A 17,037-nucleotide genomic window follows, 5' to 3' on the forward strand; every position below is an offset into this window, starting at 1 on the left:
TCAGCTTAACCAACTATTTAAGGCATTCAGCTGAAACATGACGACGGGAATCGATTCCTTTGCCGAGACGAGGTGCGATGTCGCTTGTCCGACTTTGCCTATCGTCACGAATGTCTCATCCGTCAATCCTTCACCGATCGGTCCAAACGGATCACTGTCGATCATCCGGTGACGGTACGTGATGAAGACCTCTTGACCGGCTTGATTGACTCTACAGCCCGACTCTTCATCCGGGCGGACAATCCCGTATTCGGCATAATGCCAAACGGTTGTCGCATCCCACGGTGAACCGAGATGAAGAATCTGACCGTCCGCTTCGATGAACTTCTCAAGCGGTGAACCCGGACCAAATCCATTTTCAATCGTATGTCCGGCAACGAATGACGCTGCGTCTTTGCCCCACGCCGTAACCGACCACATCGGATGCTCACTGCGTTTGACGTCCGGGAATGTCCGAAACAGTTCCGGTACTTTCCCGATTCCGCGCGTCGGCGTCTTGGCCGGATCGTACGCCGGCATTTCCTGACGGATCGTCTCCCACCAGTCTTCCGGTACGGCGGGACGACTCCAGTTTTTCGGGTCTGAATTATCGGTGCTTTGTGCCGCCATCATGATCAGACCGTCTGCTGTGACGACCTCTTGCAACGCTTCGATGATCGATTGTGCGCCGCCCGGAATCCAACCGATTTCCTTCATCGAGCTGTGGACAAATACTTTCATTCCTGCCGTCACGCCGAGCTGTTTTAAATCAGCGATCAACATCGATTTCGTTACCATTTGTTTGGTTTCCATCTTACACCCCTCACTCGACGACAAGGCGAATCGTCGATCCTGTTTTACCTTGCGTGACTTCAATTTTCGCATCGACCCGCGATTTTAGTTCCTGGACGTGGCTGATGATTCCGACCATCCGACCGCTTGCCTGAATCGATAACAATGTTTCGATCGCCTGTTCAAGCGATTCCGGGTCAAGTGTACCAAACCCTTCATCGATGAACATCGTTTCAAGCGACACGCCGCCGCTTGCTTCCTGCACGACTTCCGACAGACCAAGCGCCAAGGCGAGTGAGGCCTTGAAACTTTCCCCGCCGGACAACGTCTTGACGTGCCGTGTCTGCGACGTATAGGCATCAAAGACGTTTAAATCGAGTCCGTACTTTTTCAAGCCCTTTCCGGCTTCCGTCTTCCGTTCAAGCAGGAAACGGCCCGACGTCATTCCGTGCAGATGCCGGTTCGCGGCTTGCAGGATCTCATCGAAATAGGCGGTTTGGACATACGTCTCAAACGTCATCCGTTGTGCATTTTCTCCGACCCCGACCCGTGCCAGCTCACCGATGATGCCGTACCGTGCATCTTCTTCCTCGATTTGCTGTTGTAGGTTCGACCAGGCATCGACCAATTGTTTGACGTGGAGCCGTTCTTTTTCGACACCGATTCGCTGGTCCGTCGCTTCGGTCAGTTCGGTTTCCGCCTGCCCGACAGACAGTCGGATCGTCGCTAAGTCCGGTCGGTCCTGCGCTTTTATGATCTGACGGATTCGCTCCAGTCCCGTCTCGACGTCCTGCCGTTTCCGCCGGTCGGCTTCCAGACGTTCCGCCAATTGCGCAATGTCTTGCCGCGTCATCCGCGCCTGTTCAAACTGTTCGATCGTCGCAAACCGTTCTTCTTGCAGGCTACGCTCAAACAATTCTTTCGCTTCCGTCCACTTCGATGTACGCTCCGTCAAGTCTGTTTTGATGTGCTCCAACCGATCGCGCCGCACCGCGACGTCTTGATCCAGTTGTTTTTTCTGATTGTGCGCTTCCGTCCGTGCTTCTTCAAACGACGCCAACCGTTTGCTTAACGTCTGCTGTTCCGTCTCTAATTCCCGGCGCGACGGAGCATCCGGATTCCGGGTCAACGTACCTTCGAGCCGTGCCAGTTCCAGCTGCAGTTTCGACTGACGATCTGTCTCTTCCTCGATCTGACGGTCCAACCGTTCCAGTACCTTCTCGATCGTCCGTACTTGTTGCTCGAGCTGTTGTTTTTGTTCCTGTTGCCGTTGCAATTCGGTTTCCTGAGCCTGCAAGGACTCGATTTCTGTCCGGATCGTCGTCAGATTGGTCGGAAGCTCCTTGCCTTGACCAAGCGTCGTGATGTCGTGTTCGAGTTGTCGTTTACGTTCCGCGACCGTCCGGTAGGTTGCCTGCAGTTCCTGATGCGCCGTCTGAGCTTTTAAGTAGACGTGGTGTAAGGCCTCGACATCAAGTGGTTCTGTTTTGACCGCAAGTTGCGGATGTGACGTACTTCCACAGACCGGGCAAGCGTCTCCGTCATGCAGATGCGCCGCCAGTTCTGCGGCCAGTTGACGGCGTTCGTTTTGCCGCCCTGTCGTATAGGCAAGTTCCGCCTGCTCTTTTTCCTGTTTGACCCGCGTTCCCTGTTCGATCAACCGAAGCCGTTCCGCTTCGTTTCGTTGCCATTCCTGCTGTTTTTGCTCAGCAGTCTGTAAGAGGAAACGCCGTTCCTGAATCGTCAGGCGGTTGCTCGACTCGTCCGTCATCGCGCCGACTCTTGTTTGAAGTGTCGTCCGTTCACTGCGCTTCTGATCACGTTCCTTGCGTAACGCTTCAGGATTCAGCTCAGCAATCGCCCGGGTTAACTGCTGTTGTTGTTTTAACAGCTGTTCTTGATCCTGCAACCGCTGTAATTCTTCTTCGATTTGCTCTAAGCGACGCATCACCTCACGCATTTCCGGTTCCTCTGCCGACAACCGATCGACGTCTTGATTCACCTGATCGAGCCGATGCAACAATTGCTCCAGTTCTGTCGAGACGTGTTGTTTCGTAGCCGTCAACTGCTGGACCGTTTGCTGTTCCGATTGAAACGTCTCGAAAACTCCACTGATTGCCGCCGCCCGCGTCGCCGCGTCGTACCGTTCCGTCTGACGTTTCATATCCGGCAATGTCACCGCGAGTTGTTGTTCGAGTCGCAACAACTGATCATACTCACGGAACGTCTGTTCAAGTTGTTCCGCCTGACGCAAACGTTCTACCAGCTGTTGAACCGATTGACGGACAGTCTGTTCCACCGTTTTCGTCTGTTCGATTTTCTCATCAAGTGATGTGAGTAACTGATCCGTCTGATGCCGGATTGTCGTTTCCGTCGCCTCTGCCCAGTTCAGCTCAAGCGGCAGTTCTTCAAGTTTCGACAACTGCTTCGTCTTCGTTTCTTTGATGGCTGCTGCGAGATCCAGCGCTTTGCGGTGCAAACGTTGTTGGAACTCACCATACTGTTCCGTCTTGAACAGTTGCTTCAAAATCTGGAGCTTGTCTTTTGACTCTGCCATCAACAGTTCCCGGAATTTATTTTGCGGCAACAAGAGAATTTGCGAAAACTGTTTATGGTCCAGTTGCAATAACTCCTGGACCTGTTGGCGGATTTCCGGAATCTTTAAGGCGAGTGGTTTCCATGCTTCTCCATCGTGTCGTGCCAGTTCCGCTTCGTGTCCATAATCCGTCTTATTGACCGGATGGGGTTGACTCGGTTGGCGGATGATCCGGTACCGCTCGCCTTTTAAGAGGAACTCCAGTTCGACTTCCGTCTTTTGGTCCGGTTTTGCGAAATGACTGCGCAAATCGCTCATTTCCCGTTCACCGCCGGACGTCTCCCCGTACAACGCAAACGTCAATGCATCAAAGATCGTCGTTTTACCGGCTCCGGTATTGCCGGAGATGACAAACATCGTTCGACCGGCGAGTTGACGGAAATCAATCGTCTCTTCGTCCGCAAACGGTCCGAAAGCACGTAACGTTAATCGTTCTGGACGCATGCTGCTTCCTCCTCTAAAACGGTCTGCATCGCATCCGTTGGTTGTTTTTCGCGGACGGCTTCATAAAATTCACTGAACAAATCCGTAATCGTCGCCGCCTGGACCTGATCACGTGAGGCTTGCACAGCGCGTGTACTTTCGCGTGTAAAACCGGTTCGCTCCAGATGCAAGATGTTCGGATAGATTTTTTTCAGTTTCCCCATCGGATCAATCAAGGCTTCTGCGTCCGTCAGGTTGATTTTGATGTAATCGTCCGTCGTTTGTGTCGTGACAAACGCCGGGTCCGTCAGTTCAGCAAGGTTCCCGGTCAGTTCCCGTAAATCCCGTTTGGCTGCCAACGGCTCGAACCGGCGATCAAATGTCCCGGTCTCGTTGAGCGTCAGGATATCGACACCTTTGAGATGATTCGCTTCCGAAAACGAGTATTTCAGCAATGAGCCGCTGTAGCGGATCGTCTCCGAGCGAATCGCCAGTGGATTATGCAAATGACCAAGCGCCGTATACGTAAACGGTGCAAAGGCACTAGCACTGACTTGCCCGGCCGTCCCGACCGACAGTTGCCGTTCCGAGTCCGTTTCGAGTCCACCGATTACAAACGCATGACCGACGAGGACACTTGGTCCTTCGATCGGCATCGACTCGATGATTTTTCGCATCGCTTCATCGTGCGTCCGGATCGATTCATCCTGGTAGACATAACGTACAGTGGCAGGATCCGCGAACGGGACCGGATAGAACCGAACGCCTTGGATCGTGATCGGCTCGATTGCCGGCGTTAATTTCCCTGCCAGATGAAGCCCCGCCCGTTGTAACATCGTCGTTCCGAAACTCAGCCGTTCAGCCGAGTCATGATTGCCGCTGATCGCGATGATCGGGATGTTTCGTTCGAGGACGATCTCGGCAAAGGTCTGGTCCAACAATTCGACAGCTTCCGTCGGCGGGACGGCACGGTCATATAAATCACCGGCGATAACGACGGCATCGGGCTGTTCCCGGTCAATCAGTTGTAACAATTCCTGCAGGACGAAACGTTGATTTTCAAGCATCGATTCGCCATGAACGATTTTTCCTAAGTGCCAATCGGCAGTATGAATCCATTTCACCTGTATCACGCTCACTTTTCCTCTATAATATCCTTATTTTAGCATGACTTGGAACGGTTCTGCCGGACGATTCATTTCTTAAAGGTCAGTCCTTGCTCCGCTAACGCTTGTTTAAGCTTCGGCATCGAAGAAGGACCAATGCCGTGCCATCTTCGAACCTCTTGTTCCGAGTGCGTCGCGAGGAGGACGAGCGACGTGACACCATGCTCTGCCAGGGCGCGTTTCGCCGGCTGACCAAGCATGGAAAAGACCTCCTGCTGTTTTTTCTCCATGTAGTTCCCCTCCTTTTGCTGGATACGACAAAAAAACCGTCACCCTATTGAGTAAGGTGACGGTCTTTCGTGATCCTGCTAACAGTTAGTTGTTAGTGCGTCTGACGCTTTTTACGAAATCGCTTCACCGAGGTGAAGATCGATACGGATCCTCCGATGATTGCACCGACGACGATCCCAGTCGTGAATTTACCACCGGAATGTGAATGTTTCGCAGCACCTGATCCAGTTTTTGTTATATGCTCTTCCTGTTTCTGCTCGAATAACTGTTGGAGAGGGGAGGATGTAGGCTCGACTTCGACGATCCGGTCAACTTCTTGCTGACGGTCTTCCCGACGTTCGACGCTGCAAGGTGACAGATAAAATGGATTCAGATTCGTCCGATATCGGTCTGGATTCCAATTCGCTTGCTGAACAGCATCAGCTGCATGGTCTGTCCGCTTCGTCTGATCCAATGACTGGATCGATTGATCGAATTCTTGTTTCATCGTAATCACTCCTCTTCACAATTCAAATCGTTCCAAATAAAGCTCCGACTTACGTCTGAAGTCTTATTTACCTCTTTTTCAAACATCTAAAACATGTATTCAAAAAAATGTTTTACTTTTTTGTGAACGCTTTCGTGAAATACGTCTCGTATACCTGCTTTGCCTGTTCAACATCCGGTTCCCCATGAATCAAGATCCGCCCGTCTGCAAAGGCGACAATCCGGTTCTGTTCCGTTTCGAACATCAGTAAATACGGGTTCCGTTGACTTTTAATCCCACGTGCCACCATCTCGTTTTCAAGCCGGACCAAATCCCGTTTCCCTTCTCCCCGGACTTGAACGGTATCCCGACCGCACAACGTCACGAATTGGAGCGGCGTTCCGTTGAGATAAGGATAGACGGCAGCGTCACCGCACGAAGGACATGTCGTTTGCTTTAAGGACGTGACATCGATCTGGCTCTGCTGATTCGTCCAAAGATCAAACGACAGCAACGTCTGACGTAGTACCGGTTTCGCACCCGTCAACAGTTTCAATGCTTCCGTCACTTGATGCGAGGCGACCAGTTGGACGGCCGGACTGATGATGCCCCGAGTATCACACGTATCCTGTTGCTTCGGCAGGTGATTCAGCAAACAATGCAGACAAGGCGTTTCCTTCGGCAAAACGGTGTATGTCATGCCGTAACTGGCGACACATGCCCCGTAAATCCAGGGAATTCCCTGCCTCGCCGCCGCATCGTTGATCAGCAGCCGGATTGAAAAATTATCGGTTCCATCGATGATCAAATCCATTCCGGCGATGAGCGCTTCAATCGTCTCAGCCGTCACATCCATGACCACCGGCTGAATCGTCACCGTCGCATTCACTTGACGCAAACGCCGTTGCGCCGCGATGACTTTCGGAAGTCGTTCTTCTGCATCCTGTTCCGTATACAACTGTTGCCGTTGCAGGTTACTCCACTCAACATAATCCCGGTCGACGAGTGTGACGTGTCCGACACCGGCTCGGACGAGTTGTTCCGCCCCCGCCGTCCCGAGCGCACCGAGACCGATGATGACGACGCGGCGCTCAGCCAGTTGATTTTGTCCACCTTGGCCGATCGGACGGAAGCGGATTTGGCGACTGTACCGGTCTGTCATGGGCGGCTGATTCCAGTCGTCGGACTGCTTGCTGTCGCATACCGTTTTTTCTCGATCCGCCCCGCTTCAAAACCAAGACGCCCGGCTTCGATCGCCAGTTTCATCGCTTGCGCCATTTTGACCGGATCGGTGGCATGGGCGACCGCAGAATTCAACAAGACACCATCAGCACCAAGCTCCATCGCGTAAGCCGCATCGGCCGGTGAACCAATTCCCGCGTCGACGATGACCGGGACCGTCATTTGTTCGATGATGAAACTGAGCGCGAGCGGGTTCAGAATTCCCTGTCCCGAACCAATCGGTGACGCTGCCGGCATGATGGCGTGACAGCCCAGTTCCTCGAGCCGACGGGCGAGCAACAAATCATCCGATGTATACGGCAAGACGATGAAACCGTCCTTGATTAATTCCTCTGCCGCCCGTAAGGTTTCGATCGGATCCGGCAATAATGTCTTGTCGCAACCGATCACCTCGACCTTGACCATGTCACACATGCCGGATGCCCGGGCGAGCCTTGCCAGCCGGACGGCTTCTTCCGCCGTTTTTGCGCCCGCCGTGTTCGGCAACAGGTCATAGCGACTTAAGTCGAGTGCCGCAAGTGGATTCGTCTGTTCCTTCGCAAAGACGTCAAAACGCCGGACGGAAAACGTTAAAATGTTCGTTTCCGATGCTTCGACCGCTTGTTGTTGCGTCTCAGCGTCCGGGTATTTTCCCGTTCCGAGTAATAATCGTGATGCAAATGTTTTTCCGCCAATTTCTAACATGTTATCCGCCTCCTACAAAATGAACGATTTCAACGACATCACCGGGTTGGACGTTCGTGTCCGTATACCGGAACCGGTCGATGATTTGATGATTTTGTTCGATGATGACGACCTCTTCATCAATGTTTAACTGCTGAATCAAGTCGTGTAGCGTCTTCGTTTGTTCCGCCAGTCGATAGTCTTTCCCATTTAATCGGATTTGCATGTATTCTCCTCCTCGTGTCGTCTGCAACAAAATGCCTCCAGTGCAACTTCCGGTTTTCGGTTCATGACACAATCAGCGAGGACTTGTGCTGTCACCGGAGCGAGCAAGATGCCGTGCCGGTGATGTCCCGTCGCGACCAACAAACCGTCAATTCCTTTGACCCGTCCAAGATACGGTAACCCGTCACGGGTCTGCGGGCGAACACCGGACCAGATGTCGATCAATGCCGCATCACGGATCGGCGGATACACGTCAATTGCTGCCGCCAACAGGTCCGAGACGCTGCCCGCGTTGACCGTCGTCGACTCCTCACCCACGTGTTCCGTTGCGCCGATGATAATCCGTCCGTCTGCTTTCGGGACAAGATACACCGTCTCATGAAACAAAGTCTGCTCAAGTCGACCGGTTGTGAGACGGACAGATAGGCATTCACCTTTGACCGGAAGCGTATCAATCGGAATCCCGATTGTTTGCAACAACGGTTCCGACCCTCGTCCACTAGCAATGACGACCTGCCGTCCAACCTGTTGTCCCCGGCTTGTCTCCACCCCGGTTACCGTCCCTTCGTCCCGCAGAAGACGCAAGACACTTACCTGTTCTTCAATCACTCCGCCCCGCTGCTCAATCGCTTGCCGTAACGCCCGGACAAGCAATGGAGGATCGACTTGACCGACCCGTTCAAATTGGACGGTTTGCTTTGTCTGGCGCAGCTGAAACGGCAGTTCGAGATAGCCGCTCGTCAACCCGGTCTCGTCGAACAATTGACGGACAAGCTTCGGATAAAGTACGCGACTCACTGCCGCTAACGCATGTAACGGTTCCGACAGTTCTTCGTCCGTCGCGAGCATCCCCGCTGCCGCCCGTGTCGCACCTTGTCCGACAGCCGACTGATCGAGCACGTGAACACTTTGTCCCCGCTGCAACAATTCATATCCGAGCGTCAAACCGATGATACCGGCGCCGACGATTAATACATCCGGTTGTTTCATCGTCCAATCACCGTCCGGAACCGTCCGGCTGCTTCCGCCGGATCGGCTTGACCCAAAATCCCGGACAGGATGGCAACTCCGCTGCACCCGGTGGTTAAGACATCAGACAGATTTTCCGGTTTGATTCCGCCGATGGCGATGACCGGGATTGATGTCCAGTCGACGACTTGCTGTAACGCATCGAGCCCCCGTGGCGCCACGCCGGGTTTCGAATCCGTCTCAAAAATATGACCATACATCACGTAATCGGCGCCGGCTTGTTCCGCCACCATCGCTTCGGTCAACGAGTGAACCGATTGACCGATGAAAATCGTCGGAAACTGTGCCCGGACACGCTCGACCGACAGACTGCGGCGTGTCAACTGGACGGTCGTGCCGGTGACGAGTGCTGCATCGAGCCGGTCATGGACTACCAGCTGGTCTGCCCGGACTCCTTGATCGAGCAACGTATCAATGCAGGAAACCAATTCCCGGACTGACCAGGTTGGCTCCCGTAAGTGGATGCGATCGACGGACATTGCGAGCTGTGGAAGGGTCTGTTCCAACACTTCCTTACTGTCGCGTCCGGTTGTAATCAGGTGTAAATGTGACATCGTTCCCCCTCCTTTCCACACGAAAAAGGACCACCCCATGAACTGATGGAGTGGTCCTACGAAAAGGGCGACGCTTGGCGTTCCCTCGATAGATGATCGGATACCACTTCCCTCCGCTAGTACGAACTAGATCAGGTTCAAAGGGTCCGGATACTTCCGTCTCAGTCTGCTACGAGACTCCCCTAGTGTAGATATTGATTTGTATGGTACGCCTGTAGTTTACCACGGGTAGTCCGATTTGTTCTACCCTTGATTAGTGTCGCATGTCCGATTCGACCGCTTTGACCTGCTCGATCAAGCGTTGGTATTCGTCGACACGTTTCGTTTGCGACAAGTCATACGTTTGTTTTAAGCGTAAGACCCGCATGACTTTCTGATTGAGATCGGCTGCCGACAATTTCCCTTGTTTGATCCGCGCCATGATTTCCTTGTGAACGGACGCGTACGCGCCGGGTGAGGAAAACATCGCCATGTCCGCACCGTTTTCAAGTGCAAGACCTGCCGCTTGAGCTAATCCGTACCGTTCTGTGATGGCTCCCATGACGAGATCGTCCGTGATGATGACACCATCAAATTTCAGTTCACTCCGTAACACACCGGTCATGACTTCTTTCGATAATGAGGACGGACGATTTTTGTCGAGAGCCGGGAACAGGATATGCGCGACCATGACCATTTCAGCCCCGTCTTGAATCGCCCGTTTAAACGGGACCAGCTCCGTCTTCTCAAGTTCCGCTTTCGTCGCATCGACCCGCGGCAGACCGACATGCGAGTCGACGGTCGTATCGCCGTGTCCCGGAAAATGTTTGACGACCGGCACGATATCCTCTTCCTTCATGCCCTGCATCAATGGCACACCAAGCCGTGCCACTTGTTGCGGGTCCGCACTGAGCGCCCGGTCGCCGATGATTGGATTCGCCGGATTACTGTTGACGTCAAGAACTGGAGCGAAGTCCATATTAAAGCCGTAAAAACGGGAAATTGAACCGAGTGTCCGTCCGACTTCCTTCATCAAACCAGGATCATTTTTATGACCAAACGACAGACTTGGTGATAATTTGAGTCGGGCATCCGGGACCCGGCTGACACGCCCGCCTTCTTCATCAAAACCAAGGAACGCTTTTTCGTCCGCCGTTTGCGCTTCGCCAATCGCTGCCGTAAAGGTTTTCAGCTGATCGGTCGAGGTGATATTGCCACCGAGTAACAAGACGCCTCCAAGCACATGGTCCTGCAGTAATTGACGGTCCGCTTGCGTCAGAGCTGTTCCCGTCACGCCGATGTATAGCAACTGATCAACTTTTTCCGCTGTCGACATCTTCGAGATGGTCTCTTTCAGTTGTTTTTCCGCCCGTTCAGCTGCAGAAGGCCGGTCCGGTTGCGGTGGCTTTGTTTTCTTCGCCGGCTTCGGTTCCGGTGCAGCCGGTTTTGCGGGCTCGTCGGCGCAACCGGCGAGCAGAACGCTTGCTAACAGAACAGGAACCATCCGTTTCAAATCGGTTCCTCGTTCCGGACGCCGTTGATCGAGTAATAAACTTCAATCTCCGCGTTCAGCGATTGCGAGACCGAGCAGTATTTGTCTTTTGATAAGGCAATCGCCCGGCGGACTTTATCGTCCGGTAAATCACCTTCGAGCCGGTAATGAATCGAGATCGTCGTGAAACGCCGGGGATGATCATCCGCCCGTTCGCCTTCGATATCCATTTCAAATGACGTCAGCGTCAAGCGCATCTTTTCTAAAATCGAGACGATATCGATGCCGGTACAGCCGGCAACGGCGTGAAGTAACAACTCCGTCGGGCGCGGAGCTTGATTGTCGCCTCCGTTGTCGGGTGCCGCATCCATCGCCAGGTGATGCCCGGATTCGGTCTCACCGCTAAAGCCCATCTTCTGATTCCAAGTGACTGTTGCTTGCATGTTCCGTCACGTCCTTTACTCGTTTTTTAGTTGTCTTTACTTCTTCAGTATACCCGAATATTCAGCAAGCGAAATTGACATGCTATTCGCAATAATTCTTCTTTTTCACCGTCCTCTAAATCCGGTTTCCGACCGGTGCAAATCATGCTATTCTGATAAACGATAGTTTTTTTGCGCACATGCGCCAGAAGTGAGGAATGTATATGTCATCATCATCGACTCGTTTGAGTCAAGCCGACTGGCTGTTGATCGCTACGTTATCCATGTTGACCTTTGTCCTGGGAACAAGCGAATTCGTCATCGTCGGTATTTTATCTGAAGTCGCAGACGGTCTGAACATCACGATTGCCAAAGCCGGCACGCTCGTTTCTGCCTTTGCGATTGCTTTCGCGATCGGGACACCGATTACGATGTCCTTGACCGGACACCTTGAGCGACGGAAGTTAATGCTCAGTCTGATTTTCGTCTGGATCATCCTGAACATCTGTAGCGGGATCGCACCGAATTATGAACTGTTGTTGTTGTCACGGATCGTGACGGCTGTTCTGACAGGCGTCCTGATTTCACTTGCAATGGTCGTCGCAAGCGACAGTGTCCCGATCGCAAAACGCGGTGTCGCCGTTTCATTCATCTTCGGCGGATTTACGATGGCAAATGTCCTCGGTGTTCCAATTGGTACCTTCATTGGTCAGCATGCCGGGTACGCCGCATCGTTTTGGCTGACAAGCAGTCTCGGTATCATCGCTCTGCTCGCTGTCCTGAAGGTCATTCCGGTCCAGCAATCAGCAGCAACCAGTTCGATTCGGGATCAACTTCGTCTACTCGCCAATCCGCGAATCATGATTGCCTTTTTCATCCCGTCGTTCGGATTTGGTGCGACGTATGTCGTCTACACGTATCTCGTCCCGGTTCTCGAGCTGGAACTGAAGTTGCCGTCGACCTGGATCAGTCCGATTTTACTTGCGTACGGGGTTGTCTCGATTTTCAGTAATATCTTAGCGGGGAAAATCGCCAGCCGGAATCCGATCGGTCGATTGCGGTTCGTCTTTATCGTCCAGGCGATCGTTCTTGCCGCACTCTACGTGACGACGGCATCCGTCTCACTGGGTCTGATCAACATTGCCTTGATGTCGCTGATGTCGATCTTACTGACGACATCGACGCAAATTTATCTGATTGATTTAGCGGAAAAGTTCAATCCGGAAGCAAAAGGACTGGCCGCGTCCTTGATGCCCGTCGCAAGCAATGTCGGGATTGCCTTCGGTTCTGCCCTCGGCGGACTGGTCTATGCAAACGGTCCGATCATGAATATCGCCCTCGTTGGTGGTGCCGTTGCCTTACTCGCAGCCGCTTTGACGGCTGTCAGTCATCGGCTCGATCAGCGGGCGTGACGAAGATTCATTTAAAAGAAATCCTTTCCTATGTGTTCTCGGACGAGGCGCACGTGAAAGGATTTTTTTCGTCATGGGACTGGACGTGTAGTGCTCCTCAGACCGAACCTTACAACTTTGTTAGGTGAACGTATCCAATTTGTTGCTTAATCTGTCAATCACCGTGGTACGGTAAGGACAGCTTATCCATTCCAACTACTTAAAGGAGTTTTGATTATGAAATCGTATTACACTCTTCCATTAACCGCTTTGTTACTGACGGCGACAGTCAGTCCGGTCGCCACGTTCGCTGCGACACCAACAAAGGTCGAAACGAAAAAACCGTTGTCGGAAAAAGCACTCGCCAAAAAGAAAGCAGCGATCGCTAAACTGGCGACGTCGTTAATCGGGACTCCGTATAAAGAAGGTGGCACGACGATAAAAGGTTTTGACGCGTCGGGCTTCACACAATATGTCTATCAAAAGAGTGGTCTGACACTCGAGCGGACGATTGCGAAACAGGCCGCGATGCCGTTGAAAACCGTCACACTGAAAAAAGCAATGCCGGGTGACTTGTTGTTCGTACAAGCGAAAAAAGCGAAAACGCCGAACTTCGTCGGGATCTATACCGGTAAAAATACATTTGTTGCCGTGACGACGAAAAAGGTCGAATCGCAAGACCTGACGTGGAGTTACTATACAAAACAAGACATCCTCCTCAAATCATATCAGTGAAACAAAAAACGCAATCCGGAACTCTTTGTGAGTTTCAGATTGCGTTTTTGTGTAGAACGTAAGAGGTCAATCAATCAAGAATAAGAGAATTTAATGACGTTTCTTTTCGTTTCAGTTTGTCTTTGATATTCCCTTCATACAAGACACGTTTTGATATTGGGTCAATGACAAGAACATTGATGACACCGTTACCGGTTCGATTCGCCGTGTAAATCAAACCATCTTTCAGCTCGGTGAACTCGTCTAACCCGAACTCGTCTATCACTAATGGGATATCCAGCTTATGTTTTTCTGATTTTTTTGACGCCAGATCATAGACGGTCCAGTTGAAATCTTTCATTTCACGTTCAACCACAATCAGTTTTGTTCCATCCGCACTCAGTCCAGTTTGCTCAGTACTGAACGACTTTAATCCTTTTAAGCGTTGGATTTTTTCCCCATCGCTCAGGTATAATTTTTCCTCAGTCTCATCTGATCCTTCAATGCTTTCCGTCGTATAGTAGACAACCGTTTCATCATGAATTCCTAAAAGAGATACTTCATCTTTAGAAGTAACGGATAAATTGATTTTTTGAATCGTATCGCCTTTTAAATCAATTTTGTACAACAACGTTTCTGAATCGATTTGATAATCCTCTGCAAGGACATATAAACTGTTTCCAATCTGTTTATACGGATAGAGCTGGGTTTCACCTAACTTCCGAGCTTCAGCAGGTGCCGGAAAGATTTTTTTGACAACACGCTGTTTGCCATTCTCCCAATACTGCAGTTCCCATTTGTTATTGTCCGGCGTACCCATCGCATATGAGGTGCATTCCTGTTCCAACGTACTGACGTAATCGGAACGCATGAAGCGCCGGAAGTCTGCCGGTGCACCATTCTCATTATATGGACTTTCAAACAAGCCACTAATCAAATTATCCGTCGTTTTTTCGACACGACCGTCCAGTCCAACGTTGTAATCCACCTTTTTTAATCCTTGATCATAAAGTTCCGCTTGAACAGACCGGACAGCCGGTTGTGTTGGATCGCCTTTGACCGTCTCAACGGTAAAGTCGGATTCATCGATTGATTGAATAAATATGGTGTAGACTCCTATCGTCAGGAAGCTGACGACAGCCAGTATAAGTACAAAGTTAAATTTTCGCATGACGTCCTCCTCAGACCGAAATTTTCCATTTTAATAGGCGCAAACTTTTCCAAATCATATAGACAAAGTAGAGAACAAAGATTGCCATCATGATTGCTGATATTTCCTGTGATAAAAAGATATCCAGCTTTTCAATCACATACATGCTGCCTATCGTAACGAGGAGAAGAAACGCAACTTCAAGAACGATAAATAGCATTCCTTTAGCGTTGCGGTAAGACCGTTCCAGTAACACGAGCATAAACAAAAAACTGACAATGAATAATGATAAAACAATAAAGATAAGCAGATCGACTAAACTCATCGTATACAGCTGTTTTAGTGTCATCGAGAGGCCGAGTGAGGACGATTCCCGGTAGTCATCTTTGATCAGCCAGTTGAAAATGACATAACTGAGCTGGATGACCACCCATTGTAATCCGATGAAACTGATGATGACGAGAGCCAGTGATGTCCATTTGGCAAAAAAGATTTTCGCCCGGCCGCCCGGTAACAATAGTAAGCGGTATATGTACTTGGATTCACCGAACCAATCCCGGTACCAGATTTGAATTGCATACAAAATGACGAGAACGACTCCAATCATAATGATATAACTAAAATAAGAACTAGCCTGCTCAAACGATAACTTTCCAATTGAACGCAGGGCTTCCGATTCGGACAATTTCGCATAGACCATATATTCCTGCACCTGGTTTTCTTCGTAGATAACCCGTCCGACGACGGTCAAGATTTCGATACTCGCCATCGCAAGGATGACCGATACGATCATTTTCCAGCTTCTTTTTAACTCTTCGTTCGTTAACATCAGATATTGTTTCATCGTTGATAGACCTCCCGCATCCGGTCCTGGACCGATTTTCCGTATACTTCCCGCATCTCTTCCGTATCGTGTTCATCAATGATGCGACCGTCTTGTAAAAAGACAACCCGGTCAATCAGATGTTCAATTTCGGTGATTTCATGTGTCGTCATCAAGATGGCGCGCCCTTCCATGAAATGACTTGAAAAGATCCAGGCAATCTGTTCTTTCGTAAACAAATCAATCCCCGCAAACGGTTCGTCGAGCAACAGATACGGACGGTCGAGTGAAAAGCCGAGTACCAAACTGAACTTCGCCTGATTCCCTTTCGACAGTTCCAAGATTTTGTCGGTCGTCAATAACTTGAACAGACCCATCAACTCTTCCGCGACCTTCGGATTCCAGTCCGGATAATAATCACTCATATACGTCAAAGCGTCACCAATCGTCATGTAACTCGGCATCGTCTGCAGATCCGGAACGAAGGCGATTTTTTCGCGTGAGACTTCGCCGTCTACTAAGACCGTTCCGGCATCGACCGGGACAAGACCCATGATGGCCTTTAGGATCGTTGATTTCCCCTCCCCGTTTAAACCAATCAGACAGGTGATGCTGTCCGGGCGAACCGAAAAGGAGACACCTTCTAAAATCGGTTTCTTCCGACCATATCGTTTCTTTAAACCATGGACTTCAAGCATCTAGTTTCCTCCGTTCTGTTGAGTGATACACCGTTTCGACTTTCGTGACGACTTCGCCAAGCGGAATCTGAATCGCCTGGACTGCCTCGATGAATTGTGCGACCGCTTCGTCGAGCATCTCCGTCCGGACTTTTTTGACAATTTCCTGATCCATCGTGATTTTACTCGGTACATTTCGTTCAGTCGTAATCAATTGTTGATCCTCCATTTCTTTGTACGCTTTTTGTGCCGTATTCGGATTGATTCCGAGTTGTGCCGCGATTTCCCGGCGCGATGGAATTTCCTGCCCGCACTTGAGTTCTTCTGTCGCGATTTGTTCCTTGAACCATCGGACGACCTGAAGATACACCGGGCTTCTTTGGTCAAATTGCATCGTGGTCTTGACCTCCCTTTTCCGTTCACTGTATTAAAACAGTAATACACTTCCTTTCTGTATCATACCCATAGTACAGTTGACTGTCAATCCATTTCCAAAAAAATACCGCACTCCGAATGGAGGCGGTATCATGGTTTGATTTATTTTTGAAATTCTAAGATCGTTTGCTGCATCGGTACCCCTGACATCGAAACGGTCCGTTCAACGAACAGGTACTTTTTACCATCGACGAGAAATTGACGGTTTCCGATGTATTCCACTTGTTTCCCGTCTTGTGTTAGTTTCTCTTCAATCGCCTTCACATGTTCCTCGAGCGTGTAGAACCGATCGTCAAATGTCATCGTGATGTTTTTATTCCGATAACCCAGTAAGTAACTGAAGAAAAACCAAAATACTGCCCCAACTGCTAGAAAAACTAGGATAACCCCCATTTGCTTTTCCCCCTTTTGATACCTTATTTTACGTTCAAGATAATGTAAGGGTTCCCAAATCACTTGAAATTTTTTTGTGAATTCACGAACTAAAAAACTGACTCTGTAGACTGACCTAGCAATATGAGACACATATAAAACACCTTGATTAGGCTGCCAGTACACCATATTTTTTAGGTGTCAGGTAGCCTAATT

Annotated in this window: 19 protein-coding genes and 1 riboswitch; of the genes, 2 read left to right on the forward strand and 17 right to left on the reverse strand. The window is 50.5% G+C overall.

Translation table 11 applies throughout. From position 1 onward, the window contains the following. The 12 genes from KNQ13_RS11285 to KNQ13_RS11340 form a co-directional block, all read right to left on the reverse strand. Positions 1–792 (reverse strand): AAC(3) family N-acetyltransferase, encoded by a 792-nt coding sequence (locus KNQ13_RS11285; RefSeq protein ID WP_026831229.1) that lies wholly within the window; start codon positions 790–792, stop codon positions 1–3. Between the two features lie 10 nt (positions 793–802). After that, positions 803–3,811 carry an AAA family ATPase gene (locus KNQ13_RS11290; protein WP_026831228.1) on the reverse strand — a complete coding sequence of 1,003 codons (3,009 nt, stop codon included), beginning with the start codon at positions 3,809–3,811 and terminating at the stop codon, positions 803–805. After that, positions 3,793–4,914, reverse strand: a complete 1,122-nt coding sequence (locus tag KNQ13_RS16230) for an exonuclease SbcCD subunit D (protein WP_026831227.1) — start codon at positions 4,912–4,914, stop codon at positions 3,793–3,795. The genes KNQ13_RS11290 and KNQ13_RS16230 overlap by 19 nt, the downstream gene beginning before the upstream one ends. A 71-nt stretch (positions 4,915–4,985) precedes the next feature. Next, a complete protein-coding gene (locus tag KNQ13_RS11300; protein WP_051590530.1) occupies positions 4,986–5,186 on the reverse strand; it encodes a helix-hairpin-helix domain-containing protein in 201 nt (66 codons plus the stop codon). A gap of 92 nt (positions 5,187–5,278) precedes the next feature. After that, entirely contained in the window at positions 5,279–5,674 is a 396-nt protein-coding gene (locus tag KNQ13_RS11305; RefSeq protein ID WP_026831226.1) for a hypothetical protein, read from the reverse strand. 112 nt (positions 5,675–5,786) lie between these two features. Continuing rightward, a complete protein-coding gene (locus tag KNQ13_RS11310) occupies positions 5,787–6,815 on the reverse strand; it encodes a ThiF family adenylyltransferase (protein ID WP_026831225.1) in 1,029 nt (342 codons plus the stop codon). Then, the gene (locus KNQ13_RS11315; RefSeq protein WP_014970156.1) at positions 6,812–7,579 is read right to left on the reverse strand and encodes a thiazole synthase; all 768 of its coding nucleotides are present in this window, start codon (positions 7,577–7,579) and stop codon (positions 6,812–6,814) included. The genes KNQ13_RS11310 and KNQ13_RS11315 overlap by 4 nt, the downstream gene beginning before the upstream one ends. A 1-nt stretch (position 7,580) precedes the next feature. After that, entirely contained in the window at positions 7,581–7,784 is a 204-nt protein-coding gene (thiS, locus tag KNQ13_RS11320) for a sulfur carrier protein ThiS (RefSeq protein WP_014970155.1), read from the reverse strand. Further along, complete coding sequence (locus KNQ13_RS11325; protein ID WP_026831224.1) at positions 7,769–8,773, reverse strand: NAD(P)/FAD-dependent oxidoreductase; 1,005 nt, start codon at positions 8,771–8,773, stop codon at positions 7,769–7,771. The genes thiS and KNQ13_RS11325 overlap by 16 nt, the downstream gene beginning before the upstream one ends. Next, complete coding sequence (locus KNQ13_RS11330) at positions 8,770–9,366, reverse strand: thiamine phosphate synthase (protein WP_014970153.1); 597 nt, start codon at positions 9,364–9,366, stop codon at positions 8,770–8,772. Before KNQ13_RS11330 ends, KNQ13_RS11325 begins: the two co-directional genes overlap by 4 nt. A gap of 91 nt (positions 9,367–9,457) precedes the next feature. Continuing rightward, positions 9,458–9,560, reverse strand: a riboswitch (TPP riboswitch). Between the two features lie 59 nt (positions 9,561–9,619). Then, the gene (gene nagZ, locus KNQ13_RS11335) at positions 9,620–10,849 is read right to left on the reverse strand and encodes a beta-N-acetylhexosaminidase (RefSeq protein ID WP_236624432.1); all 1,230 of its coding nucleotides are present in this window, start codon (positions 10,847–10,849) and stop codon (positions 9,620–9,622) included. 5 nt (positions 10,850–10,854) lie between these two features. Next, a complete protein-coding gene (locus KNQ13_RS11340; RefSeq protein WP_014970151.1) occupies positions 10,855–11,280 on the reverse strand; it encodes an OsmC family protein in 426 nt (141 codons plus the stop codon). A gap of 197 nt (positions 11,281–11,477) precedes the next feature. Between KNQ13_RS11340 and KNQ13_RS11345 the strand changes: the two genes are divergently transcribed. Together KNQ13_RS11345 and KNQ13_RS11350 are read left to right on the forward strand one after the other, a co-directional pair. Continuing rightward, positions 11,478–12,671, forward strand: coding sequence for an MFS transporter (locus tag KNQ13_RS11345; RefSeq protein ID WP_026831222.1), 1,194 nt, complete (start codon positions 11,478–11,480; stop codon positions 12,669–12,671). Positions 12,672–12,887: 216 nt separating this feature from the next. Beyond that, the gene (locus tag KNQ13_RS11350) at positions 12,888–13,385 is read left to right on the forward strand and encodes a C40 family peptidase (protein ID WP_026831221.1); all 498 of its coding nucleotides are present in this window, start codon (positions 12,888–12,890) and stop codon (positions 13,383–13,385) included. Between the two features lie 70 nt (positions 13,386–13,455). Here KNQ13_RS11350 and KNQ13_RS11355 read toward each other — a convergent pair whose 3' ends face one another. From KNQ13_RS11355 to KNQ13_RS11375, 5 genes are all read right to left on the reverse strand, one after another. Continuing rightward, entirely contained in the window at positions 13,456–14,535 is a 1,080-nt protein-coding gene (locus tag KNQ13_RS11355; protein WP_209548374.1) for a hypothetical protein, read from the reverse strand. Between the two features lie 10 nt (positions 14,536–14,545). Beyond that, positions 14,546–15,358 carry a hypothetical protein gene (locus KNQ13_RS11360; protein WP_026831219.1) on the reverse strand — a complete coding sequence of 271 codons (813 nt, stop codon included), beginning with the start codon at positions 15,356–15,358 and terminating at the stop codon, positions 14,546–14,548. Continuing rightward, the gene (locus KNQ13_RS11365; RefSeq protein ID WP_026831218.1) at positions 15,355–16,035 is read right to left on the reverse strand and encodes an ATP-binding cassette domain-containing protein; all 681 of its coding nucleotides are present in this window, start codon (positions 16,033–16,035) and stop codon (positions 15,355–15,357) included. Before KNQ13_RS11365 ends, KNQ13_RS11360 begins: the two co-directional genes overlap by 4 nt. After that, a complete protein-coding gene (locus tag KNQ13_RS11370) occupies positions 16,028–16,408 on the reverse strand; it encodes a GntR family transcriptional regulator (protein ID WP_014970145.1) in 381 nt (126 codons plus the stop codon). Before KNQ13_RS11370 ends, KNQ13_RS11365 begins: the two co-directional genes overlap by 8 nt. Before the next feature lie 143 nt (positions 16,409–16,551). Then, the gene (locus KNQ13_RS11375) at positions 16,552–16,842 is read right to left on the reverse strand and encodes a hypothetical protein (RefSeq protein WP_026831217.1); all 291 of its coding nucleotides are present in this window, start codon (positions 16,840–16,842) and stop codon (positions 16,552–16,554) included. Between the last annotated feature and the right edge of the window lie 195 nt (positions 16,843–17,037).

This window comes from Exiguobacterium sp. s128 (genome assembly GCF_018618815.1).
GTDB classification, from domain to species: Bacteria; Bacillota; Bacilli; order Exiguobacteriales; family Exiguobacteriaceae; genus Exiguobacterium_A; species Exiguobacterium_A antarcticum.